The 23,596-nt window shown below is 49.9% G+C and carries 20 protein-coding genes; 10 read left to right on the top strand and 10 right to left on the bottom strand.

Annotated elements, in window-relative coordinates:
* Window positions 1-45: 45 nt before the first annotated feature.
* The 3 genes from hemW to BLU57_RS03065 all read right to left on the bottom strand — a co-directional run bounded on the left by hemW (window position 46) and on the right by BLU57_RS03065 (window position 4,502).
* Complete coding sequence (hemW, locus tag BLU57_RS03055; protein WP_090315997.1) at window positions 46-1,239, bottom strand: radical SAM family heme chaperone HemW; 1,194 nt, start codon at window positions 1,237-1,239, stop codon at window positions 46-48.
* 4 nt (window positions 1,240-1,243) lie between these two features.
* Window positions 1,244-3,754: an ABC transporter permease gene (locus BLU57_RS03060; protein ID WP_090316000.1), complete on the bottom strand. Its 2,511-nt coding sequence runs from the start codon at window positions 3,752-3,754 to the stop codon at window positions 1,244-1,246.
* Window positions 3,755-3,815: 61 nt separating this feature from the next.
* Window positions 3,816-4,502, bottom strand: coding sequence for an ABC transporter ATP-binding protein (locus BLU57_RS03065; RefSeq protein WP_090316004.1), 687 nt, complete (start codon window positions 4,500-4,502; stop codon window positions 3,816-3,818).
* Here BLU57_RS03065 and BLU57_RS03070 point away from each other — a divergent pair.
* Complete coding sequence (locus tag BLU57_RS03070; protein ID WP_090316007.1) at window positions 4,501-5,145, top strand: arylesterase; 645 nt, start codon at window positions 4,501-4,503, stop codon at window positions 5,143-5,145. The genes BLU57_RS03065 and BLU57_RS03070 overlap by 2 nt on opposite strands.
* A gap of 30 nt (window positions 5,146-5,175) precedes the next feature.
* On the opposite strand, the gene BLU57_RS03075 is transcribed toward BLU57_RS03070, so the two are convergent.
* Window positions 5,176-6,174 (bottom strand): RluA family pseudouridine synthase, encoded by a 999-nt coding sequence (locus BLU57_RS03075; protein ID WP_090316010.1) that lies wholly within the window; start codon window positions 6,172-6,174, stop codon window positions 5,176-5,178.
* A 459-nt stretch (window positions 6,175-6,633) separates the two neighbouring features.
* Between BLU57_RS03075 and BLU57_RS03080 the strand changes: the two genes are divergently transcribed.
* On the top strand, window positions 6,634-9,159 hold the full coding sequence (locus BLU57_RS03080) for an Rne/Rng family ribonuclease (RefSeq protein ID WP_090316013.1): 2,526 nt from the start codon (window positions 6,634-6,636) through the stop codon (window positions 9,157-9,159).
* A 31-nt stretch (window positions 9,160-9,190) separates the two neighbouring features.
* Here BLU57_RS03080 and polA read toward each other — a convergent pair whose 3' ends face one another.
* A complete protein-coding gene (gene polA / locus BLU57_RS03085; protein ID WP_090316016.1) occupies window positions 9,191-11,932 on the bottom strand; it encodes a DNA polymerase I in 2,742 nt (913 codons plus the stop codon).
* A 15-nt stretch (window positions 11,933-11,947) separates the two neighbouring features.
* On the opposite strand from polA, the gene BLU57_RS03090 reads away from it, so the two are divergent.
* The 4 genes from BLU57_RS03090 (at window position 11,948) to BLU57_RS03105 (ending at window position 15,063) form a co-directional block, all read left to right on the top strand.
* Window positions 11,948-12,667: an LOG family protein gene (locus tag BLU57_RS03090; protein ID WP_090316019.1), complete on the top strand. Its 720-nt coding sequence runs from the start codon at window positions 11,948-11,950 to the stop codon at window positions 12,665-12,667.
* 9 nt (window positions 12,668-12,676) lie between these two features.
* Window positions 12,677-13,126 (top strand): DUF2782 domain-containing protein, encoded by a 450-nt coding sequence (locus tag BLU57_RS03095; RefSeq protein WP_256206070.1) that lies wholly within the window; start codon window positions 12,677-12,679, stop codon window positions 13,124-13,126.
* Window positions 13,127-13,204: 78 nt separating this feature from the next.
* Window positions 13,205-14,155 (top strand): homoserine kinase, encoded by a 951-nt coding sequence (locus BLU57_RS03100; RefSeq protein ID WP_090316021.1) that lies wholly within the window; start codon window positions 13,205-13,207, stop codon window positions 14,153-14,155.
* Between the two features lie 44 nt (window positions 14,156-14,199).
* Window positions 14,200-15,063: a BPSS1780 family membrane protein gene (locus BLU57_RS03105; protein ID WP_256206071.1), complete on the top strand. Its 864-nt coding sequence runs from the start codon at window positions 14,200-14,202 to the stop codon at window positions 15,061-15,063.
* Between the two features lie 18 nt (window positions 15,064-15,081).
* Here the strand turns inward: BLU57_RS03105 and BLU57_RS03110 are convergent, their stop codons facing one another.
* Window positions 15,082-17,277 carry a UvrD-helicase domain-containing protein gene (locus tag BLU57_RS03110; protein WP_090316024.1) on the bottom strand — a complete coding sequence of 732 codons (2,196 nt, stop codon included), beginning with the start codon at window positions 17,275-17,277 and terminating at the stop codon, window positions 15,082-15,084.
* A gap of 151 nt (window positions 17,278-17,428) precedes the next feature.
* Window positions 17,429-18,298 (bottom strand): phosphoribulokinase, encoded by an 870-nt coding sequence (locus BLU57_RS03115; RefSeq protein WP_090316027.1) that lies wholly within the window; start codon window positions 18,296-18,298, stop codon window positions 17,429-17,431.
* Window positions 18,299-18,502: 204 nt separating this feature from the next.
* Between BLU57_RS03115 and BLU57_RS15985 the strand changes: the two genes are divergently transcribed.
* The 3 genes from BLU57_RS15985 (at window position 18,503) to BLU57_RS03135 (ending at window position 20,286) form a co-directional block, all read left to right on the top strand.
* Window positions 18,503-19,045 carry a hypothetical protein gene (locus BLU57_RS15985; RefSeq protein WP_176776351.1) on the top strand — a complete coding sequence of 181 codons (543 nt, stop codon included), beginning with the start codon at window positions 18,503-18,505 and terminating at the stop codon, window positions 19,043-19,045.
* Between the two features lie 293 nt (window positions 19,046-19,338).
* A complete protein-coding gene (locus tag BLU57_RS03130; RefSeq protein WP_090316036.1) occupies window positions 19,339-19,863 on the top strand; it encodes a hypothetical protein in 525 nt (174 codons plus the stop codon).
* 60 nt (window positions 19,864-19,923) lie between these two features.
* The gene (locus tag BLU57_RS03135) at window positions 19,924-20,286 is read left to right on the top strand and encodes an exosortase system-associated protein, TIGR04073 family (protein WP_090316039.1); all 363 of its coding nucleotides are present in this window, start codon (window positions 19,924-19,926) and stop codon (window positions 20,284-20,286) included.
* Between the two features lie 86 nt (window positions 20,287-20,372).
* Here the strand turns inward: BLU57_RS03135 and BLU57_RS03140 are convergent, their stop codons facing one another.
* On the bottom strand, window positions 20,373-20,822 hold the full coding sequence (locus tag BLU57_RS03140) for a hypothetical protein (protein ID WP_090316041.1): 450 nt from the start codon (window positions 20,820-20,822) through the stop codon (window positions 20,373-20,375).
* Between the two features lie 353 nt (window positions 20,823-21,175).
* On the opposite strand from BLU57_RS03140, the gene BLU57_RS03145 reads away from it, so the two are divergent.
* Complete coding sequence (locus BLU57_RS03145; RefSeq protein WP_090316044.1) at window positions 21,176-22,582, top strand: alkaline phosphatase PhoX; 1,407 nt, start codon at window positions 21,176-21,178, stop codon at window positions 22,580-22,582.
* A gap of 111 nt (window positions 22,583-22,693) precedes the next feature.
* Here BLU57_RS03145 and BLU57_RS03150 read toward each other — a convergent pair whose 3' ends face one another.
* Window positions 22,694-23,026 (bottom strand): hypothetical protein, encoded by a 333-nt coding sequence (locus tag BLU57_RS03150; protein ID WP_218131626.1) that lies wholly within the window; start codon window positions 23,024-23,026, stop codon window positions 22,694-22,696.
* Window positions 23,027-23,062: 36 nt separating this feature from the next.
* A complete protein-coding gene (locus BLU57_RS03155; protein WP_090316054.1) occupies window positions 23,063-23,524 on the bottom strand; it encodes a hypothetical protein in 462 nt (153 codons plus the stop codon).
* Window positions 23,525-23,596: the final 72 nt, after the last annotated feature.

The raw sequence follows: 23,596 nt of genomic DNA on the forward strand, positions 1-23,596 counted from the left end.
ATCCGTGCCCCCTCAGTACAAATTCGAGGCTGCGATTTTAGCGCATTATCCGGCGGAATTTTTTTCAGGCAGAAAGATTTGCAGCAGATCGTTGAGGAATCGTCTACCCAAGATAGTCGGCTTGATGCGCAGATGATCGTGCACCAGCAAACCGCGTTGCTCGGCTTCATCCAGCTGTTGCCGCACGGCGCTGAGCGGCAAGCCGGTGCGTTCCTGGAACAAGGATGTGTCGAATCCGCCGTTCAGCCGCAACGCATTCATCATGAATTCAAAACCACGGTCTTCAGCAGTTACTTCTTGGTGTGTGTGAACCAACGACTCGCCGGATTGCGCTTTGCCCAGATATTCCTTTGGTTGTTTGTAGCGCATTTGGCGCACGATTTTATCGGCAAAACTGATTTTGCTGTGCGCGCCCGCGCCAATCCCCAGATAGTCGCCGAACTGCCAGTAATTCATGTTATGGCGTGACTCCTTGCCTGCGCGCGCAAACGCCGAGGTTTCGTAATTGCGGTACTGCTGACTTGCCGTAACTTGTTCAATCATTTCCTGCATTGCCGCCGCTTGTTCGTCATCGGGAAGCACAGGCGGAAAACGGTGAAACAACGTGTTCGGTTCGAGCGTCAGATGATAAGCGGAAATATGCGTAACACCCGCAGCACATGCCGTTTCGATATCGTTTTGCGCTTCTGGCAAAGTCTGTCCGGGCAATGCATACATCAGGTCGAGATTGATATTATCGAAAATTTTTTGCGCAATTTCGACGGCGCGATGCGCTTCCTGATCGTCATGCACCCGTCCCAAGGCTTTCAGATGTTGGGGATTAAAACTTTGGATACCGATCGACAAACGGTTAATGCCTGCCGCGCGAAAATCGGCGAATTTCTGCGCTTCAAACGTGCCCGGATTGGCTTCCAGCGTGACTTCGGCGAAATGCTCCAGCGGCAACAATGTGCGTACCGCCGTCAAGATGGTATCGATCGACCGGGCGCTGAACAGACTCGGCGTACCGCCACCGAAAAATACGCTGCTCAGGCGCCGCCCCCACACATCGGCTAGGGCGAGTTCAAGATCGCGTATCAGTGCCGCCACATATTCATCCTCGGGCGTTTGGTTGTCCTGCCCGCGAATTTCGTGCGAATTGAAATCGCAATAAGGACATTTCTTCAAACACCACGGAATATGAATATACAAACTCAGCGGCGGCAACGCTTTAAGTTTCGGTACTGGTAAATCGTTCATGGATTTATCCGATCTTGCGCAACGTCAACAATGGCGGACTCGATAGCGCTGAACGCGTACCCAACAAACCGGCGATTAACACACCGGCCACGCCGATGGACACACCCACTGCCCAGATCCAGGGATTAAACGTGTAATTGAGATGCAGTACATGCTTACCGATCACATACCCTAACGCACTGGCGCCCGCCGACGCGAATAATCCGGATAGCCCGCCTAGGATCACAAACTCCGCAGCCCAGGCGCGCGACAATTGTTCACGCCGGGCGCCCAATGCCCGAAAAATAGCCGCTTCGTAAATGCGCTCATCCTGCGTTGCGGCTATCGCAGCATATAGCACGGCAAAACCAGCCAGCAGCGTAAACACAAAGACAAATTCAATCGCTTGCGAAACCTGCTGGATCATCTGCTGAACTTGATTGATGACCGTTGCCACATCGACCACCAGAATATTCGGAAACGCTTTAACCAATTCATGCACGCGATGAATTTCCGTGGGCGGCACATAGAAACTGGTGATGTAACTGGCCGGATAATTTTCCAGCAAACCGGGAGGCACAACGACAAAAAAGTTGACGCGGAAAGTATCCCAATCGATTTTCCGCATGCTGGTGATTTTGGCGGAAAAATGACTGCCCGCGATATCGTAAGTCAGTTCATCACCTAGTTTGACGCGAATGGTTTTGGCAATGCCTTCTTCGATCGATAATTCCGCTTTCTGTGTACCGTTCTCCCACCAAGCGCCCTGTACCACTTGGTTATCCGATCCCAGCTCATCAGCCCAGGTCAAGTTGAACTCACGCCGGATATGTCTTTCCGCATGCAAATCATCGGCATAATCCTCCGCGGATACTTCCTTTCCATTGATTTTAATCAATCGGCCGCGAACCATAGGATGCATCTGTGGCGGCTCCAGCGCGTGCTGCTGGAAAAATTCCTGCAGTGGTTGCAACTGATCTGCCTGGATATTCACCAGAAAATGATTCGGCGCATCCGGCGGCAGGCTAGTATGCCAATCGTCGATCAGATCATCCTGGATCAGGGTCAACACCAGCAAGGCCATCAATCCCAATCCCAGCGCCACCGCTTGCAGAACACTCGAAACCGCGCGACGGCGGATACTGGCCAGACCATAGCGCCACGCGCCGCCTGCCTGATGTCGCAGGCTCGACAGCAAGCGGATCAGCAACCAGCCGAGACCGCCGAAAATGGCGATGGCTGCGATGAATCCCATCACGATATATAGTCCCAGCTTGAGATCTTGCGCTTTCCAGATAAACAACAGGGATAAAGCCGCCAATCCCAGTAAATAACCCGCAATGCTGTGCGCGTTGGACAATCCGATATCCCGGCGCAGCACGCGCAATGCCGGAACGCTGCGTAAATTGAGCACCGGTGGCAAGGCAAACCCAAGCAGCAAAACCATCCCCACCAGCAGCCCCTGCACCGCAGGCAGCCAATTTGGCCACGGCAACTCGGTTTCCACGAGGCCGGTCAGCCAATGCGTCAGAATTTGCTGCGCGGCAAAACCGAGCAAACAGCCAATGCTACTGGCGATCACCCCCAAGGCAACAAAATAATAAACATACAAATAAAACAGCTGGCGCTGGCTCGCGCCCAGACTGCGCATCACGGCGCAGCCGTCCAGATGACGCTGGGTAAAGCGGCGCACGGCCAAGGCGATTGCGGCAGCGGCCAAAACCACGCTGGCCAGTGCGGCCAGGCTGAGAAATTTTTCCGAGCGCTCCAGCGCGGCTTTAATTTCCGGGCGCGCATCGCGTATGCCTTCCATTCGTTGCGCTTTGGTCAGTTGAGGTTTTGCCCAATCACGGAATTGCTGCACCGCATGCGGTTCACCCGCGATCAGCAATTGATAGGCAACACGGCTGCCTTCTTGTATCAGACCGGTCTTTTCCAGATCGGCCGCGTTGATCATGGCGCGCGGCCCCATGTTGATGAATCCCACCGAATGATCCGGCTCACGCACTACCAGCTCGGTGACCGTCAATTGCGTGACACCGACATCGACGACATCGCCAACCTTGAGATCCAACCGGGTCATGGCTTTTTCATCGACCCAGATGGCGCCCAGCTGCGGAATTCCATCAGCTTCGCGGATTTCCGCTTGCGTAGCAGAAGCTTGTGCTGATTGATTGGCCAAATGCACGCGTCCGCGTAGCGGATAGCCTTCGGTAACCGACTTAATCTCGGTCAGCAGATTGCTGTCCCCATTGGAAATCATGCTGGCAAGTTTGGTCAGCGATGAAACGGACAAACCGAGCCGCTGAGCTTCATCAGCGTATTGCTCGGGTAGCGGTTGGCTTGAAATAACCAGTAAATCCGCGCCCAGCAATTGATTGCTTTCACGCGCCAGCGCCGATTCCACCCGGTCGGCAAAAAAACCAACCGTAGCAATGCCGCTGACGGCAATAATCAGAGCCAGCAGCAAAACGTTGAGCTCACCTGCACGCCAATCGCGGTGCAGCATGCGCAAAGACAGCTTAAAATGATTCATGAGAATGAGGGCCTTGGTGAAGAAATAAAGAAGAAATACCCACGCTGCTCAGTTTTTGCATCTACCGTACCAACCGCCCGTCCGCCAATCGGATCTGGCGCGCACAACGCCGCGACAAAGCTTCATCATGCGTAACCAGTACCAGGGTCGTGCCATGTTCGCGATTGAGTTCAAACATCAAGTCGATAATTTGCACACCGGTAGCCGAATCGAGATTGCCGGTAGGCTCATCGGCCAATAACAATTTGGGATCGGTTGCAAACGCACGCGCAATGGCGACCCGCTGCTGCTCTCCGCCGGATAACTGTTTGGGATAATGATGCAGGCGCTGACCCAATCCGACGCGTTCCAGCAATCTTCGCGCGGTAGTTTCCGCGTTGCCGGTGGCGGCTAATTCGAGCGGCAGCATAACGTTTTCAATCGCGGTCAAGGCAGGCAACAGTTGGAATGATTGAAACACAAAACCAAGAACCCTGCCGCGCAATGCCGCCCGGCTATCCTCATCCAGCGAGAAAATATCCACCGTATCCAGATGAACTTTCCCGGAAGTCGGCAAATCCAATCCAGCCAGAAGCCCTAATAAAGTCGATTTACCGGAACCGGATGCGCCTATAATTGCAACCGCTTCACCAGGATTTACTTGCAATTCGATATCCTGCAATATAGTCAATTGCTGATCGCCGGTATTCACTTGTTTGGTGAGCGCCTGCGTCCAAAGAATGGGTTGATTAATACGATTATCTGACATGAAAAAAAATTTCCTGATTATTCTGATTCTTGTTTTTACTTTCGCCACTCCCGCTACTGCATCCAGCAAAACAGTATTGGTCTTTGGCGATAGCCTGTCCGCCAATTACGGTATAGCGAGAGAATCTGGCTGGGTTGCATTGCTCACGCAACGGTTACAATCCGAGTTTGCCGATTATCAAATCATCAACGCCAGTATCAGCGGTGAAACCACGCTGGGTGGCCGCAACCGGATTCAACAAACCCTTGAGAAACACCACCCTGAGATTATTATCCTTGAGCTTGGTGCAAACGACGGTTTACGTGGCGCGGCGATTAAATCCATCTATAGCAATCTGGCGGCGATCATTGAAAAATGTCAACAGCACAACGCTTTGGTCTTACTGGCTGGAATGCAACTGCCGCCCAATTATGGCATGACTTATACACAAAAGTTCCAGGCTATTTTTCCGCAACTCGCTGAAAATTATAAAATCAAATTAGTGCCATTTCTATTAGCCGGTTTTGGCGATAAACACGAATATTTTCAGGCCGATGGAATACACCCGAACGAAGTTGCACAGAAAAAGATTGTAGAAAATGTTTGGGAAGTTTTATACACCATGTTTAAAACCAAACAAGTTGCCGCCACCCCGAAAAACTAGCAGCGCATTATAGCACTTAGGCTCATTCCATTAAGATCCGCGAGTGTGTGACGCTTGCGCACGCTCAAGACCATCGATAAATTTCTGTAGATCCATCGACAACGGCGATTGCAGCTGCATGCGCACTCCTGAAACCGGGTGTGTAATACGTAACGTGTGAGCATGCAGAAACATACGAGCCAGTTTATTTGCTCCGCTCGCTTTGGCCAATTGCTTGTTCACTTCAAAATCGCCGTACTTATCGTCACCGGCGATGGGAAACCCAATATGCGACAAATGGACGCGAATTTGGTGTGTCCGCCCGGTTTTAATCTCGGCATCGAGCAAACTGAAATTTTTCCAGGATTTTTGCAACGTGAATATCGTATGCGCCTGCATCGGCTTGCTGTCTTTGTGAGTCCCGCTGGCAACCATTACACGCCGTTCACCGGCTGTTGTCACATATTTATCGAGCGCCAATTTGACATGTTGCTTGGCGTTACGCCACTCCCCTTTGACCATCACCCGGTAATGCTTTTCCATCAAGCCATCACGAATTTGCCGGTGCAGATCAACCAGCGCGCTTCGTTTCTTCGCCAGTAAAAGTACGCCGGATGTCTCCCTATCCAAGCGGTGCACCAGTTCGAGAAATTTCCAGGTTGGATGCTGTGTGCGCAGCTGTTCGATGACACCGAAACTGATACCGCTGCCACCGTGGACCGCCATGCCGCTGGGTTTATCAATCACCAATAATGCATCGTCTTCATACAAAATAGTGAAGTTAAAAAAATTGACCGGTGCAATCTGCTTGACCGCATTCTTTTCGGCGGTCTTGATCGGCGGAATCCGCACCATATCGCCCGATTGCAGGCGATAACAGGCATCTATCCGTTTTCCGTTAACACGCACCTGGCCGCTTCTCACCAATTGATAGATGTGGCTTTTCGGTACATTCCTAAAACGCTTGAATAAGAAATTATCAATCCGCTGATCGTTTTCTTCTTCTCCTATGCATTCTTTGACGATTGATACAGGGGATTGAGTATTCATTGTCACATTTTTGATTATTTCGGTTATTGATGCAAAGAAATGCAGATTTCTGACAAAAATCTAAAGATTTTACTCATTTCTTTTTAAAGTTGTTGCTGTAAAATCTACCGGCTATACTCACTACCAGCAGCGTTAATAATATTGACATAAAACAAAGTTCTGTTTGGAACTTTATGTAAAATCTGTTACCTTAAACGGGGACAATAAAACCTACTAAGTAACGAGGACAATAAAACCTGCTAAGTAGAGCATGGGCGAGCTTTAATGACTTCGACACAAAAAATTTCACCAATAAGAATAAGATATTGAAATATAACAATAAAATAATTAGATTGATAAATAAGCATACAATAAAATTATTAAATCAAAGCCTCGTCATTACAACTACGCATACCAAAAAAATCTAACCGAAGAAATTGCGGATAGTGTATTTATAAATAGAACACGTAAGGCTTGTAAATGAAACGAATGTTATTTAATGCGACCCAACCTGAAGAGTTGCGAGTTGCAATCGTCAATGGTCAGACACTGATCGACCTTGACATAGAATCTATCAGTAAGGAACAACGTAAAAGCAATATCTACAAAGCTGTCATCACACGAATTGAACCCAGTCTGGAAGCCGCATTTGTAGATTATGGCTGCGAACGTCACGGTTTTTTACCCTTCAAAGAAATAGCCTCCTCTTGTCTTGCCGAAAATGGTACCGCCAATGGCCGTATTCAGGATCTATTGCAAGAAGGCCAGGAATTAATCGTACAAGTCGATAAAGATGAGCGTGGCACAAAAGGCGCCGCGCTGACAACCTATATCTCGCTGGCTGGCCGGTATCTGGTTTTAATACCCAACAATCCCAATAGCGGGGGCGTATCACGCCGTATCACCGGTGAAGAACGCAACGATTTACGCGAAGTGATCGCGCAGCTCCAAGTTCCTGATGGAATGAGCATCATTGCCAGAACTGCCGGAATCGGCCGCAGCACGGAAGAGTTGCAATGGGATTTGAATTACCTGACACAGCTCTGGTATGCGATTGAGGAAGCAGCCAATCATCAGGATGGTGTTTTTCTGATCTATCAGGAAAGCAGCTTGGTGATTCGCGCGATCCGCGACTATTTCAGCCAGGAAATCGGTGAAATCTTAATCGACAGCCGCGACATCTATGAACAAGCCAGTCAATTCATGGCGCATGTCATGCCCGCCAATGTTGATCGCCTGAAGTTTTATCACGACGATGTGCCGCTTTTTTCACGCTTTCAGATCGAACATCAGATAGAAACGGCCTATTCCAGGCAGGTTACGCTTCCTTCCGGCGGCGCAATTGTGATTGATCACACAGAAGCGTTGGTATCGGTTGACGTCAACTCAGCACGCGCTATCCGTGGATTGGATATTGAACATACTGCTTTAAATACCAATCTTGAAGCCGCTGATGAAATCGCCCGGCAATTGCGCTTGCGCGACTTGGGCGGATTGATCGTCATCGACTTTATTGATATGGATGTGCAGCGCAATCAACGTGAAGTTGAAGCCAGGTTACACGAAGCATTGCGGCAAGATCGCGCGCGCATCCAAGTTGGAAAAATATCGCGTTTTGGCCTTCTGGAGTTATCACGGCAACGCCTGCGCCCTTCCCTGGGTGAAAGCAATTATATTCCGTGCACACGCTGCCAAGGTACCGGATTTATCCGCGGAACCGATTCTTCGGCACTGCATGTGCTAAGAATCATCCAGGAAGAAGCCATGAAAGAAAACACCAGTGCATTGCACGTCCAGCTTCCAGTGGATGTGGCCACTTACCTTCTGAATGAGAAGCGAGCGGAAATTTATGATATTGAAGTGCGACAGCGGATCAGTATCGTCCTCATACCTAATATCCATATTGAAACACCCACATACAATATCACTCGAATACGCCACGAAGACAGCAAAGCAAACGAATCCGTAGCAAGTTATAAGCTGGTCGAAAAAAATACCGAGGAAAACAACCTGGTCGTTTCCGAGCAAAGAAACAAGCCCACCCGCCCTCAAGCCGCAGTCCAAGGCATAACACCCGCTCAACCTGCACCGATCCGCGAAGATAGATCACGCGATACCTCGCTGCTGGATAAATTTTTCAGCTGGTTTAAGCCCGCACACAGCGAAGAAGCAAGGATTGATCTTGAAGAAAAGCCGGTTGATATGGATAAAACCCGGCAGCAGGAGCGCGGACGCTCGCGCGGACGGCGTGGACGCAACCGGAATGAACGCAAAGATACTTCCGCACAAAAACCAGCCAAGCAAAACGATGCCCCAGATTCAACCGGTGCAGCGCAGGATTTCAATAATCCGGAATCCGGACAATCACCGCAATATCCGGTAGCCGCAGAATCCCCAAGGAACAATCCGAGGAGAACCGCTCAGCCAGTGACCGCAGACTTTGTGGAAGCCGCCGAGATTAACGATCTTTCTGCTGCGGAAACCGAAAGCGCTGAAGGCAACGTTACGAAAACCGATGAACGCAGACGAAATCGCCGGCATCGTGGCAATAAAAACCGCGACAATAACGGACCAGGAATAAATGCTGCGGAAAACCACGAAACTGTGACGGACGAAGCGCCGGGGGATACTGTACAACATGATGAATATCCAGTCAGCCTGCAACCGGTGGTGGTAGTAGCGGAAGCTATGCCTGTTAGCGAAGATTCACCGCCTCCCGCTGTTAAAAAGCAATCCAGCAGGAGAGCACCGGCGGTCGATCAAACCGTGCAAAACAGTATTATTCCACCGGAATCCGCACCAGTTCCAACGCCAATAGCGGAAATCAGTGCACCTAAGGAACTTCCGGATTTAAGCAAGAGCGGCTTGATCATGATAGAAACACCGCCCGAAAAGGTCGAAATGGTGATTGAAGAAATCATCATCCCTAAAAGACCGCGTAGAAGGGTTAGAAAAGCCGCTACGACGCCAACTGAACCGCTGATGCAAGTTGAAACGCGCGAATAAACACCTCTAACATGCAGCAGGCACACTGAGTTTAATGTGCCTGCTCCCAATTATCTCCAACACCGACTTCAATCAGCAGCGGAACATCCAGCTGCAGCACATTGCCCATACACGCCGGTAAGGTGTCTTTGACTAATGCCACCTCATCGTCCGGCACTTCCAGAACCAATTCATCATGCACCTGCATGATCAATTTACTGCGCAATTGCGCTTGGTGCAGCCAGTTTCGCACCGCGATCATCGCCAGTTTGATGATATCGGCGGCAGTACCTTGCATCGGCGCATTAATGGCGGCCCGCTCCGCGCCTTGGCGGCGATTTCCATTGGCGTTATTGATTTCCGGTAACCATAACCGGCGCCCAAGCACGGTTTCAACATACCCCGATTGCCTGGCTTTTTCGCGGGTTTGCCGCATATACGTGTCCACCCCCGGATAGCGGGCAAAATACCGTTCCATATAAGCACGCGCGGCACTGCGTTCGATGCCGAGTTGAGACGCCAGGCCGAATTCCGACATGCCATAGATCAAACCGAAATTAATCACCTTGGCGTAACGGCGCTGCTCCTGATCGACTTGGTCCAGCGGAATCCCGAGAATTTCCGCAGCTGTTGCGCGATGGATATCTTCCCCGGCGGCAAATGCCTTGAGTAATCCTTCATCCTGGGAGATGTGCGCCATGATGCGTAACTCGATTTGCGAATAATCCGCAGACACAATTTTGTGACCTGGCGGCGCTATGAATGCCTCGCGGATTCTGCGGCCTTCGCTGGTACGCACCGGAATATTCTGCAAATTCGGATCCGAGCTGGCCAGACGACCAGTCACGGCGACCGCCTGGGCATAATTAGTATGTACCCGGCCGGTATTGCGATCCATCATCAAGGGCAGTTTGTCGGTGTAAGTCGACTTCAGTTTGGCCAGACCGCGATAATCGAGCAACAGTTTGGGTAATGGATAATCCAGCGCCAATTGTTGCAGCACATCTTCATCGGTGGAAGGCACGCCAGTGGGCGTTTTTTTGATAACCGGCAGTTTGAGTTGAGTAAACAAAATTTCCTGAATCTGCTTCGGCGAATTCAGATTGAAGGGTTGTCCCGCAAGCATATGCGCTTGTTGTTCCAGCGTCTGCAATTTTTCGCCCAGTTCGTGGCTCTGCTTTTGCAGCAGCTTATAATCCAGCAGCACACCGTTGCGTTCAATTTCAAACAGCACATCCAGAACCGGCATCTCTATTTCACGATAAATGTAATTCAGCCGTTCTTCCTTTTGAATGCCGGGATATAGCGTTTGGTGCAAGCGCAGTGTGATATCCGCGTCTTCCGCGGCATACTGTGTGGCGATATCAAGCGCTACTTCGTCAAATCCGATGCGATTCACGCCTTTGCCGGTCACATCGTCATAACTGATCGTTTTCACATCCAAATGTCGCAGCGCTAGACTATCCATATTATGCGGCCGGTGCGACTCGAGCACGTACGATTGCAGCAACGTGTCATGCGTAATACCGTTCAACTGAATACCATGATTGGCAAACACATGCTTATCGTATTTCAAGTTCTGCCCCAGCTTGGGTTTTGCTTCATCCTCCAGCCAAGGCTTTAATTTATGCAATACCGTTTCAAGTGCAAGCTGTTGCGGTACACCAGCGTAGTTATGCATCAGCGGAACATACGCCGCATGATGGCTTTCAATACAAAACGAAATCCCCACCAGTTTCGCCTGCATCGGATTGAGGCTGGTCGTTTCGCTATCGACCGACACCAAGGGCGCTGTATCCAGCCGGGCCAGCCATTCATCCAACTCGCTTTCGGTCAGAATCATTTGGTACATGACGGGGCAATCCAGTGCAGCTGGAGTGCTTCTATCACTCATCGCGTTGCCCGGCGTTTCATCGGCAACAGTCGATCCGGATTGGTTCTCAATCATCTGCTGGCGCAGTTCGCGCAAAGACGATTTCATGTCGAGCTGCTCATACAGCTGAATCAATCGCCCAGTATCCTGCGGCTGCGGCGCAAGATCGGTAATTTTGACCGGCAAATCGACATCGCATTTAATCGTGATTAACTGGCGCGAGGTATCGAACCAAGCCAGCGCATGGCGTAAATTGTCACCAACCGCGCCCTTAATTTCACCGGCATGCGCAATGAGATTTTCCAGCGATCCATACTGCGTGAGCCATTTGACCGCCGTTTTTGGGCCCACTTTTTGCACACCGGGAACATTATCGGAGGTATCACCAACCAGCATCAAATAATCCAGCATACGATCCGGCGGCACACCAAATTTAACCTGCACGTTCGCTTCATCGAGCACTTCATTGCTCATGGTGTTCACCAACGTCACCTGCGCATTCACCAGTTGCGCGATATCCTTATCGCCGGTCGAGATGATGCAACGCATACCAGCAGCGGCGGCTTGTTTGGCCAACGTGCCGATGACATCGTCGGCTTCCACATCATCAACAATCAGCATCGGCCATCCCATCGCACGAATGCAAGCATGCAGAGGTTCGATCTGCACCGCCAGATCGGGCGGCATCGGCGGCCGGTGCGCTTTATAGTCAGGATACAATTCGTCGCGGAAAGTTTTACCTTTTGCATCAAACACGCACGCGCTATAATCGGCGCGGTAATCCTTGTGTAAGCGCCGCAACATATTGAGCACGCCATGAATTGCGCCGGTCGGTTCATTGTTATGATTACGTAAATCTGGCAATGCATGAAAAGCGCGATACAAATACGATGAGCCGTCAACCAGCAACAATGTTTTCATTGATAAGATTTTCCTATGAGCCTATACGATAAACCGGCCACGCATTTGTCTGTGGATAAACCCTGGTCAGCAAAAGAATCATGGCGCTTGTTCGGCATTATGGCAGAGTTTGTCGAAGGAACAGAACGTCTTGATACCATCCAACCCGCCGTGAGCATTTTCGGTAGCGCGCGCACCGATCCTAACAGTCCGCACTATAAATTAGCCGAGCAGATTGCCAAGCAGCTTTCCGATGCCGGTTTCGCGGTCATTTCCGGCGGCGGTCCCGGCATTATGGAAGCCGCCAACAAAGGCGCTTACTATGGCAAATCACCCAGCATCGGATTGAATATTCAGCTGCCACATGAGCAGCATCGCAATGCTTATCAGGATATCAGCCAGACTTTCCGGCATTTTTTCGCGCGCAAATATATGTTTGTCAAATTCGCCACGGCTTATGTTGTGCTGCCCGGCGGTTTCGGCACCCTGGATGAATTGATGGAAGCGCTGACATTGGTACAAACCGGCAAAACCCGCAAGATGCCGATCATTCTGGTGTATTCCCAATTCTGGCGCGGCTTGCTGGATTGGTTTCAGAACACTTTGATCACCGAAGGTTTCATATCGGCTGAGGACATGAATCTGATTCAAGTCATTGATGAGCCGGATCAAATCGTCAACGCCATTTTTAAATACTATGAAAGCAGCGGATTTGAACCGACTGCCGCCGAGCGAGAAATTCAACTCAATCTTTAACTGTCAGCGATGATTTTAGGTAGAATACCCGTTAATCCCGACCCGCCGGTAACCAACATGATGTACCTGTATCCACTTATTCTTATCTTGGTGATCATTTCTGCACCGCCTGCCACGGCGCAATCTGATCAGCCGAAGCAAGCTAAAAAGCTTTCGCACCCAGATAACCTCATTCCATTGCCGGAGCCTCCCGAGTTACCTAAAGAATTGGCGGATCCTCCACCACTTCCGCCGGATATTCAGCCGGATCCCGAACTGGAAACGCAAGTCACCATCATCAAGCGTGGCGAAGATACCATTGAAGAACATCGCGTCAACGGCGAATTGATGATGATCAAAGTGATTCCCCGCATCGGTCCGCCGTATTATCTGAAAAAAAACATCAGTCGAGGCCATACGCACGCAGGTGATGCCGGTATTGATGTCAGCCCGCCGATGTGGCAATTCTTGAAATTTTAACCCCGATAAAGAGCGAAAGCATGTAATCCGATGAAACCTTTCTGTTTCCACTTTTCCGCTTTTTTATTCTGTTAACCCATGTCAGTTTTTACACCTGTTACCGATAGCCAGCTCACGGTCTGGTTACAAAATTATGCGTTGGGTCAATTGGTCCAACTGCAAGGTATCTCGTCGGGCATCGAAAATACCAATTATTTCGTCACGACTACGCGAGGCAAATTTGTATTGACGTTGTTCGAGAAACTGACGCGTGACGAGCTACCGTATTATCTGAATCTGATGGCACATTTATCCCGGCATGGCATTCCCTGCCCCGCGCCGGTTGCGATGTTGGATCAGCAGTTACTGGGCGAGCTCAACGGCAAACCGGCAACGATCGTAACCTGCCTGCCGGGGCAATCCGTTATGCATCCCGTTGCGGAACACTGCGCGGAAGTTGGCCGGATGCTGGCTCGAATGCATGTGGCAGGCAGCTCGTATCCGGAACGAATGAATAACCCGCGAGGACTCCCTTGGTGGCAAGCCAGAGCGCCTGAGATTGCACCTTTTCTTTCCACTGACGAGCAATCCCTGCTTGCGGCAGAATTGAATTTCCAACAATCGCAGCAAACCGGCGCACTACCGGGCGGCGTTATTCACGCCGACTTGTTCCGCGACAATATTCTGTTTACCGGACATATCATCGGCGGCGTCATCGATTTTTATTTCGCCTGCAACGATGCATTCTTGTATGATCTGGCCATCACGGTCAACGACTGGTGCATGACTGAGAACAAAGTCTTGGATGAATCATGCACGCTAGCGCTGATTAAAGCCTATCATGCTGTACGTCCGCTCAACGCGGCCGAACACGATGCCTGGCCAGCTATGCTGCGTGCCGGCGCTCTGCGTTTCTGGGTATCCCGTTTATACGACTATCATTTACCACGCCCGGGGGAATTGACACACGCCAAAGATCCGGCGCATTTCCGGGATATATTGAAAAATCATGCACGCGATTCAGTAAAACTACAACAGCTCTGGATATAACGCTCGATTAAAACCGTTTACTGAAATTAACTGGAGAAACATTAATGGAAATTCATCAAGTTCACGCAAAACAAGGATTGCAATGGATTCTAAGCGGTTTCTACATGTTTCGTAGAGCACCGCTGGCTTGGATTTTTGTGTGCTTCACCTTGATGTTGATCGCCATATCGATGTCATTGATCCCGTTACTGGGAAAATTTATTTTCACCCTGGTTTCACCGGTATTTCTGGCGGGGATCATGCTGGGATGCAAGGACATGGAACAAGGCAAGTCACTGGATATGACACACTTATTCGTTGCCTTCAAAACCAATGCCGTGCCGCTCATTACGATCGGCGGAATTTATTTGATCGGGCAGATTCTCATCATCGGTCTGGTCATGTTGATCGGCGGTTCCCAAATGACGGACATGATGCTCTATGGCAAGCGGGTCGACGAAAGTGAGCTGATGGGCGTGATGAGCAGTTTCCTGACATCCTCCTTGATTGCACTGACGCTTTCCATTCCATTGATGATGGCTTCCTGGTTCTCACCGTTGCTGGTTGTGTTTGATAACGTACCGCCCATTATAGCCATGCAAAAAAGCTTTTTTGCCTGCCTGAGAAACTTCATTCCATTTCAGTTGTATGGCGTCACGCTCATCGTGTTGACTATCATCAGTGTAATGCCATACGGTGCCGGTCTGATCATCCTGATTCCTACCATTTTCGCGTCCATTTACGTCAGCTACAAAGATATTTTCCTGAATGAACCCATCCGCTTCAAAAACAACCCATCCGAAGCGGATTTACAAAAGGCCAATTGGGGTGATGCCGATCAGCAACCGGAACAACATGAGCCTGAAGCCAAGCAGGAAACGACTACAACCGGAAATAAACCTCAGGATAAGGACCAAAACGACCGCTGAGCACGCGCATACAGCGCGCTAAAGCGCGGTCAATTTGGTATATTCGAGCAACAGCCATTTCGCACCGGCATGATCGAAATTAACCTGAACGCGTGCATCGCTGCCGCTGCCTTCGTAGTTGATGATTACGCCGTCGCCGAACTTGGCATGCGAGACATTTTGTCCGATGCGCCACTCTCCACCGGAAGATTTTGGCTGACCGTAAGCGGTTTTTGCAAAACCTGCTGCTTGATTACCGCTATTGGAAGCATAGGTGCTTTGATTCATTCGTGGCGTTGATTGCAGCCATTTCAAGCAGTTTTGCGGGATTTCATCGAGAAAACGCGATGCAATGTGATAACGGGTTTGACCATGTAACATGCGGCTTTGCGCAAAACTGATATACAATCGGCGGCGCGCGCGCGTCATGGCCACATACATCAGTCGCCGCTCTTCAGCAATGCCATTGATTTCACTCAGACTGTTTTCATGTGGAAACAATCCTTCTTCCAAACCGCTTAGAAAAACACTATGAAATTCCAGTCCCTTGGCGGCATGCACGGTCATCAATTGCAGTGCGTCCTGGCCGCTGCCCGCTTGATGCTCGCCAGCTTCCAGCGAGGCATGTGCAAGAAATTCTGCCAGACTGTCGTTTTCCGCTTCATGCACAAAACTGGTTGCGGCATTAATCAATTCGTTTAAGTTCTCCAGTCTCTCCGCACCCTCACGCTCTTTACCATAGTGCGCCAACAACGCGCTGTGCGTCAGCATGTATTCCACAATGTGCGGCAATGGCAAAGCATGGCAATACTGCCGCATGGTCAGGATCAGATGCACAAACCCGGCGATGCCTTTTAACGATTCCGGTGATTTTTGCAATAAACTATCCTCTCCGCCGCATTTCTGCACCGCAGCAGCCCACAAGCTGCCGCCAAGCGTCTTGGCATCGTCCTGTAATTGCTCCAAACCGCGAGCACCGATGCCACGTGCCGGAAAATTAATCACTCGCAATAATGCGCTGTCATCGCCGGGATTGGCAATCAGGCGCAAATAGGCCAGCGCATGTTTGATTTCCTGCCGGTCGAAGAATCGCATGCCGCCGTACACCCGGTACGGTATCGCGGCATTGAATAAACTGTGCTCAAGCACCCTGGACTGAGCATTGGAGCGATACAGTAATGCTATTTCCGACAACGCGACACCCTCCGCGTGCAATGCTTTGACTTCTCCTACGATAAACGCCGCTTCGTCGAAATCATTCGGGGCGTTATAAACCCGCAATAGCTCGCCCTTTCCTTCCGCCGTCCAGAGATTTTTCCCCAATCGCTCACTATTGTTTTCGATCAAAGCATTTGCTGCGTCCAAAATATGGCCGTGCGAACGGTAGTTCTGCTCCAGCTTGATCACCCGGGTAATGCCGAAATCATGTTCGAAGTCGCGCATGTTACCGCTATAAGCCCCTCGAAACGCGTAAATACTCTGATCATCATCGCCGACGGCAAAAACCGCAGCGGCATTCTTAGTTCCTGTACCCGCGAGTAATTTCAGCCATTTGTATTGCAACGGGTTGGTATCCTGGAATTCATCCACCAGAATATGCTGGAAACGCTCACGGTAATGCTGGCACAGGACTTCATTGCGGCTTAGCAATTCATAACTGCGCAACAGCAATTCGGCAAAATCCACCGCACCTTCCTTCTGGCATTGCTGCTCGTACGTTTGATAAAACTCCAGCATGCGGCGCGAGTAAGCATCTTCGACCGTCACATATGCCGCACGCAATCCGGCTTCCTTGGCATTATTGATGAACCATTGCACCTGGCGCGGCGGAAATTTTTTTTCGTCAGCCGATAGATCTTTCAGAATGCGCTTGATCAAAGCCAACTGGTCGGCGGAATCGAGAATCTGAAACGCTTGCGGCAAACCGGCATCCTGATAATGCGTCCGCAACATGCGATGACATAAACCATGGAACGTGCCGACCCACATACCGCGCGGATTCACCGGCAGCATTGCGGTAATGCGCGTCAACATTTCTTTGGCCGCCTTATTGGTGAACGTCACGGCCAGGATGCCATGCGGATTCGCTTGCCCCGATTGGATCAAATAAGCAATGCGCGTTGTCAGTACACGGGTTTTGCCGCTACCGGCGCCAGCCAGCACCAATACTGATTGATGCGGTAACGTGATCGCTTCGAGTTGCTGCGGATTGAGGTTGGATAATAAAGAAGTCATGTAGCCGATATAGCCAGCAACAGACTGACTAGACTTGGAACTAAGGGTATCGAGTGCATTTTCAACGCACTGATTAATCCGGAATACGATAAATCAGAGCTTGCACTTGATATCGTGATTCACGAATTAACCGGCCGTTGGTTAGAAACTACTATGCCCTGCTTTTGGCAACGATATCCAAAATCAGCGGCGTCAGTATCAGTTCAATCGCCATACCCATTTTGCCGCCGGGAACAACGATGGTATTAGGACGGGACATGAACGAATCATGGATCATTCTCAGCAGGAATGGAAAATCCGTCGTTTCAGGATGTCTAAAACGAATCACGACCATACTCTCGTCCAGTGTTGGAATTTCCCGGGCGATGAACGGATTGGAAGTATCGACCGTCGGCACGCGCTGGAAATTGATATGCGTACGCGAGAATTGCGGCGTAATGTAATGCACGTAGTCATGCATGCGGCGCAATATGGTATGTGTGACAGCTTCAGCCGAATAACCGCGCGCACTGGTGTCGCGATAGATTTTTTGAATCCACTCCAGGTTGACGATAGGCACTACACCGACTAATAAATCCACATATTTGGCAGCATCGGCGGTATCGCTCTTGGCGCCGCCATGCAGTCCTTCATAAAACAGCAGATCGGATCCTGCTGGAATCTGCGACCAAGGTGTGAATGTTCCCGGTTTTTGATTCCAAGGCGCAGCTTCTTCCTCGTTATGCAAGTACAGACGCTTCTGTCCCGTGCCTTTCTCGCCGTATTCTTTGAACAGTGCTTCCAATTTTTCAAATTCGTTGGCTTCAGGACCGAAGTGGCTGATCGGGCGGTTGCCGTTTTTTTCTGATTCGGCTACGGCTTGCTTCATCGCTTCACGATCGTAGCGATGAAAACTGTCACCCTCGATCACCGCCGCAGTGAGCTTCTCACGGCGGAAAATATGTTCAAAACTGGTTTTAACCGTTGAGGTGCCTGCACCTGATGATCCGGTAACGGCGATAACCGGGTGTTTTTGCGACATTCTTATTTTCTCCTAAAATATATATCACTATTAAAATTTTGCATCCTATATGATACCTTTTTTCTGCTAATCTTTGACAGGGATAATTGCTTTGCATTGAACTTTGTCTGAAAGAATTATACGAATTCACGTAGCGAGAAATACCACTGCTTGACCGCACGCAGCCCCCTAAACCCGCATGCACGATAATGGAGTGAAAGCACCATGAAAGCAATCAAACAACTGATCATACCGCCGATAGCTTCCTGCATTCTGGTAGCTTGTGTCAGTTTACCGTCCGGCCCCAGCGTGATGACCTTGCCGGGCTCCGGTAAAAGCTTCGAGCAGTTCCGCTATGATGACTACGATTGCCGCCGCTATGCCTATGAGCAAGTCGGCGGTATAACACCACGGCAATCGGCGCAAGCGAGTGGTGTGGAAAGTGCAGCGATCGGTGCCGGACTCGGTGCGGCGGCAGGCGCCGCCATCGCAGGTGGTGGAGGCGCTGCGATCGGCGCGGGTACTGGTTTGTTAGCCGGCGGGCTGGTCGGTTCGGGTACGGCCAGCACTTCCGCGTACGTCAATCAGCAGCGCTACGACATGAGCTATATTCAATGTATGTATGCCAAAGGCCATCGCGTCCCAGTATCCGGCAGAATTAGCGGTGGCCCGCCTGCACACAGCGGTAGCGGCACGGCGCCTGCGCCATCCAATTTTACTCCGCCGCCTCCGCCCCCCGGTAATCCCCCGCCACCGCCACCGCGATAATTTTTCGCTCTGCCTCCTGCACTAATCTCGATAACAGGTATAACATTGCGAGTCATCAATACCCGGAGTTTCAGTGTGGGGAGAAAAGCTTGCGGCGAGGTCAGCATGAATCCGTGTTCAAACGGATAGATCATTGCTTATCAAACAACCAATAACTCCGTATCATATTACGTTAGAATATGCATCGAAAACGATCGCTGAACATCGGCAACCAGCGATTCAGGATAGAAACTCGCCATTCGTTTTTTGCCAATTGCATTTGAACTTTAAGATAAGAATATAGGAGTAAAACTGTGCATCCGCTTGTACCTATTATCATGGCACTTGGTGCCATTCTGTTTTTAATTGGAATAATCGTTCAAGCCTGGTTTGGTGTGAAACGGACCAGCGTCATAAAACTGCGTGGGAAGGAATATAAAATCTGGCAGTTTGTAGCAATTACTGTGGGATCGGGTGTAGCACTGTTCATGCTCTCGGTCTTGCTACCCAAATACATGCCATATGAGCCTGAAAAAGGACCTCAGCTGGCGCAACCCGCATTATCCGGCAATCTGAAATATGAATTGGATTCCATCCTAGCCAGTTTGAATATCAAAAACGATATTTTGCTGAATGCTATCGATCGGTTCCAAGTAGAGTATCAAGCGGCATCGCAGAAAGGTGACAAAAACACCATGGATTTGCTCGCTCTGGAAATCGCCTACAGAATCAGAACGGAACTGCAGAACCTGGGACATGCGGAAAGCCGGATCGAACGTGATGTTGAAGGAATTCTGGGCATTCTGAAACAACCTGCCAAACCAGGGGATGGCAAGTAAAAAAATTACCCGGCATTTCGGTAGAATGAAAAATTCAATTAATACTCGACAGGATTGACAATGAAAAAAACGATTCAAGCATTATTAATCGTCTGCACGATGCTTTTAGCAGCCCCTCAATGGGTATTTGCCGATCAGTATCCGGACAAAGTTGTAGAAAAACTGGGAAATGGTATTGCCAATGCGGTGACCGGGGTTGTTGAAATACCGAAAACAATCACGATTGTCGGCAACCGGGATGGCGTTATTCACGGCATGACGGTCGGTTTTCTGACCGGTATCGCCAATGCGGTAGGCCGCTCACTGAGCGGCGCATTCGATATTGCAACCTTCCTGGTACCGACGACGCCTTTTGTCAAACCAGCCACCATCTGGGATGATTTCAACCGCGAAACCACTTTTGTCGAAGCGCACATGCGCTAATCGCTTCACTATTTCTGCCACTGGCCATTCTCAGCAGAAAATGCAGTGGCAGAAAATAATCGTTAAAAAATAAGTTCTTTTAGAAATTATATGGACTTACCAAAATTTGCCGGTGGTGAGTCCGCTTCCAGGCATTCGCTGAATACATAACTGTCTTCCTTTTCGGCGAATCCTTCGCTTTCAACCAGTACGAAACTGACACAGTCCTTCTTTTTGAAAGAATAGCGATATTTATCCGGGTGTCCTTTTTCCGGTGAAGCAATCTCATGGAATAAACCATCCTTGATCCACCAGCGGCCGGATTCGCTAAAACTCTGCGCCATATCATCCTTTTCCGTGAAACTGAATTCAATGGTATAAGTGCCATCGGCATTTCTCGTTTGCGTCCAGCGTTTTAACGTGCCGCCCTCCTCCAGGTATTCGCCTGTCCATACCCCGATCAGCTTGACATCAAGCGCAGGACGCTGATTACCGGTTGTGAACGCGGTACAGCCAAGCAAGGCGATCGCCAGAAATGGCAAAACTAACAACCTCATTGATTCCCCTCTCATCACCGTTAATCCGAAGCATGCGCTGTTCCATTGCAGAGCCACACCTCATCGTTGTAAACAAAATTATCGCATTTTTTCATAACAACATTTTCTTCCTTACCCTATGACAACCACAACATCCACACAGACTATTCCGGCGCCAAGTAATTTCCAACCGATCCGGTAATAGTCCTGCAATAGGCACGTCACATCCCGTTCTTATAATCCATCGCGTACTGTAAAGCTATACCCGGTGTGAGCCGGGGACCGGAAAATCCAGGATCTGCAACGCAGATAGCCAGATTGCCTGTACTTATCATTGGATTAAAGAATTTTTTAGCATATTTCGGGAGAATACAATGTACAAACAAAGAATACTCGCTACTGTCGTTTCCGGGGCACTCATGATGATATCCGGAGCACCGCAAGCCATTGCCGCCAGCACCGGTTTTGACAGCTTTACTGCCTTATTCGGCAGCGTTCCCGAGGGTTCATTACCAGAATCCAGCCCATTTTTACTCGCAGACCCAAGCTGGACCCAGCTTTCCATCGCCAATCGCAACAACCAGCTCGCGCAAGGTCAAGCCAATAGCGGTAACTGGGACATGATCACGGCCAACGAATCCGGCGCGGATGCGGGCCGTTATCTGTTCATGCCGTTTGAAACCGGATCCGCTGGCGTGCAACGTATCGATTTATGGAATGCCGATTATAATACTCGTGCTGTAACCTTGGTTGCGCCCGGTACTCAAGGATTCGTTTCTGGCGACGCTTCGCGCTGGACACCCTGGGGTTCTTATCTGACTGCGGAAGAATCATGGGGCGCGGGCAGCACCAAAGGCCGCTTGTTTGAACTGACCAACCCAGTCACCGCAACCGGCACAGGCGATTCCCATTTCGTGCAACGTTCCGTCATTCCGCACGTATCACATGAAGGTCTGGCATTTGACAAAGACAATAATTTTTACTTTATCGATGAAGTCAACGGTGGCGGCATCTACAAATTTGTTTCAGCCAGCCCGAATGCAACCAACGGCGATGACTATTTTGCCGCTGGACAAACCTTCGTGATGCTGGTTAACGGCGGTAATAATGCCAATGCAACGGGCGCCATCACCTGGGCGCCGATCACCGATGCCAGCGGCGGCGCACTGCCCGGAGTCTCCGTACTCAGCGCCGATGGCACCATCGATGGTCGTTTGTCCGCCAACAATGCGCTTTCAACCGATTATCAACGCCCGGAAGATCTGGAAATCAAAACACTGTCGAACGGCGATCAGATCCTCTACGTCGCCACTACCACGACGGATGAAGTGTATTCCTTCAATCTCGCCAGCAATAACGCCAGTCTGTTTGTCAATACTTCCACGCTTGACCAAGCCACCGGTTTGGGTGTCGGCAGCGTATTCAAGAATCCGGATAATTTGGCTATCGATGCCAAAGGCAACATATACATCGTTGAAGACCAACCGGGCGGCTCCGCCGATATCTGGTTTGCTCAAGATGCGAATAACGACGGTATTGCCGAATCGGTTGGCCGTTGGGCTTCCCTGTCAACTTTGGGTGCAGAACCGACCGGGCTTTATTTTGACAAATTTAACCCGAACATCGCTTATGTGAATGTGCAACATCCATTCAGCGGCGATGACCGTACCGTGATGATTGCGGTGCCGGAACCTGAATCCTACGCGATGCTGATGATCGGACTTGGTTTGGTGAGTGCTACCGTGTATCGCAGAAAACGTCCCTCACAAAGCAATTCGTAATTGATCATTCTCCGGAGTTCGATGTCAGCGGTATAACCTTGACATGAGACTTTGCAGTGGGCGGATCACCCCGGATAAACCTGGGGTGATCTTTTTTATCGGATAGCCTTGCTAAAGTAACGTAAAACCAATTTCCGTATTCACATTATCCTTCACGGCACTCAATGCCGAATTGATGGCTGCTTCGGCAGACAGAACACCTAATCCTTCTATGGTCATCAGTACCATGCGCGTCGCATTCTTTTGCATTTCCAGATGTAACTCGGCCTGCTCCTTATTGATTTTCCCAGTGGCTTTCAGCGTTGCGATCATCACCAATGTCTGTGCGAGTTTTTTCGCTTCGGCTTCACCATAATCTTTGACATCGGGCCATTTTTCCGTGAGGCTGCCACTCAACGCAGCGAGTATGTCTTTTCCCAATTTAACCGCATCCAGGCTCATCATATTCTCCTCAGATAGATATCAATCGTTGCGCAACAATCACTCGCCACGCCGTTTCGCAAGCTCGAGCTTTAGAATTGCCGTAAAGCTGGTATTGAAATGCGTACGCACGAGCGTGATTTGATCCTTGGATAAGCATGCGATCTTATGTAGCTTTTCAAGATTATCCAACTGACTGGCCAGCAATTGCGACTCTTGAGTGGTGATGTCATTTTTTGGAATCGCCGCAGCACGGACGGTAATCACGTTAATATCCACCTTGGCTTCATCGTAAAATTGCTTATGATTTTCATATGTGCACTCGGGCAAACCTTCTACCGATTCAAGCGTCACCAGATGTGCTTCCGTTTTGCGCTGTAAATCAGTCACCGCCCTATCGGTCGTCTCGTCATAACCGCTGATCCGTTTTACCGCACAACTGGATAACGCCAGCATCACCGCGAGACAAACAGAAACTAAAAATACGCCGAATCCCGGTATTCTTCGATCAATGTTCATCATTTGTCATCTCCTGATGGATATAACCCGGTTAATAGATGGATAAATTTAACTTCTCGGCTAATCTAACTCCGC

The sequence above is a fragment of the Nitrosomonas oligotropha genome (assembly GCF_900106555.1).
GTDB lineage: Bacteria > Pseudomonadota > Gammaproteobacteria > Burkholderiales > Nitrosomonadaceae > Nitrosomonas > Nitrosomonas oligotropha_A.

Coding starts and splice junctions, on each gene's coding strand:
- hemW (WP_090315997.1), bottom strand. CDS start 1,239: ATGAACGATTTACCAGTACCGAAACTTAAAGCGTTGCCGCCGCTGAGT.
- BLU57_RS03060 (WP_090316000.1), bottom strand. CDS start 3,754: ATGAATCATTTTAAGCTGTCTTTGCGCATGCTGCACCGCGATTGGCGT.
- BLU57_RS03070 (WP_090316007.1), top strand. CDS start 4,501: ATGAAAAAAAATTTCCTGATTATTCTGATTCTTGTTTTTACTTTCGCC.
- BLU57_RS03065 (WP_090316004.1), bottom strand. CDS start 4,502: ATGTCAGATAATCGTATTAATCAACCCATTCTTTGGACGCAGGCGCTC.
- BLU57_RS03075 (WP_090316010.1), bottom strand. CDS start 6,174: ATGAATACTCAATCCCCTGTATCAATCGTCAAAGAATGCATAGGAGAA.
- BLU57_RS03080 (WP_090316013.1), top strand. CDS start 6,634: ATGAAACGAATGTTATTTAATGCGACCCAACCTGAAGAGTTGCGAGTT.
- polA (WP_090316016.1), bottom strand. CDS start 11,932: ATGAAAACATTGTTGCTGGTTGACGGCTCATCGTATTTGTATCGCGCT.
- BLU57_RS03090 (WP_090316019.1), top strand. CDS start 11,948: ATGAGCCTATACGATAAACCGGCCACGCATTTGTCTGTGGATAAACCC.
- BLU57_RS03095 (WP_256206070.1), top strand. CDS start 12,677: ATGATTTTAGGTAGAATACCCGTTAATCCCGACCCGCCGGTAACCAAC.
- BLU57_RS03100 (WP_090316021.1), top strand. CDS start 13,205: ATGTCAGTTTTTACACCTGTTACCGATAGCCAGCTCACGGTCTGGTTA.
- BLU57_RS03105 (WP_256206071.1), top strand. CDS start 14,200: ATGGAAATTCATCAAGTTCACGCAAAACAAGGATTGCAATGGATTCTA.
- BLU57_RS03110 (WP_090316024.1), bottom strand. CDS start 17,277: ATGACTTCTTTATTATCCAACCTCAATCCGCAGCAACTCGAAGCGATC.
- BLU57_RS03115 (WP_090316027.1), bottom strand. CDS start 18,298: ATGTCGCAAAAACACCCGGTTATCGCCGTTACCGGATCATCAGGTGCA.
- BLU57_RS15985 (WP_176776351.1), top strand. CDS start 18,503: ATGAAAGCAATCAAACAACTGATCATACCGCCGATAGCTTCCTGCATT.
- BLU57_RS03135 (WP_090316039.1), top strand. CDS start 19,924: ATGAAAAAAACGATTCAAGCATTATTAATCGTCTGCACGATGCTTTTA.
- BLU57_RS03140 (WP_090316041.1), bottom strand. CDS start 20,822: ATGAGGTTGTTAGTTTTGCCATTTCTGGCGATCGCCTTGCTTGGCTGT.
- BLU57_RS03145 (WP_090316044.1), top strand. CDS start 21,176: ATGTACAAACAAAGAATACTCGCTACTGTCGTTTCCGGGGCACTCATG.
- BLU57_RS03150 (WP_218131626.1), bottom strand. CDS start 23,026: ATGATGAGCCTGGATGCGGTTAAATTGGGAAAAGACATACTCGCTGCG.
- BLU57_RS03155 (WP_090316054.1), bottom strand. CDS start 23,524: ATGATGAACATTGATCGAAGAATACCGGGATTCGGCGTATTTTTAGTT.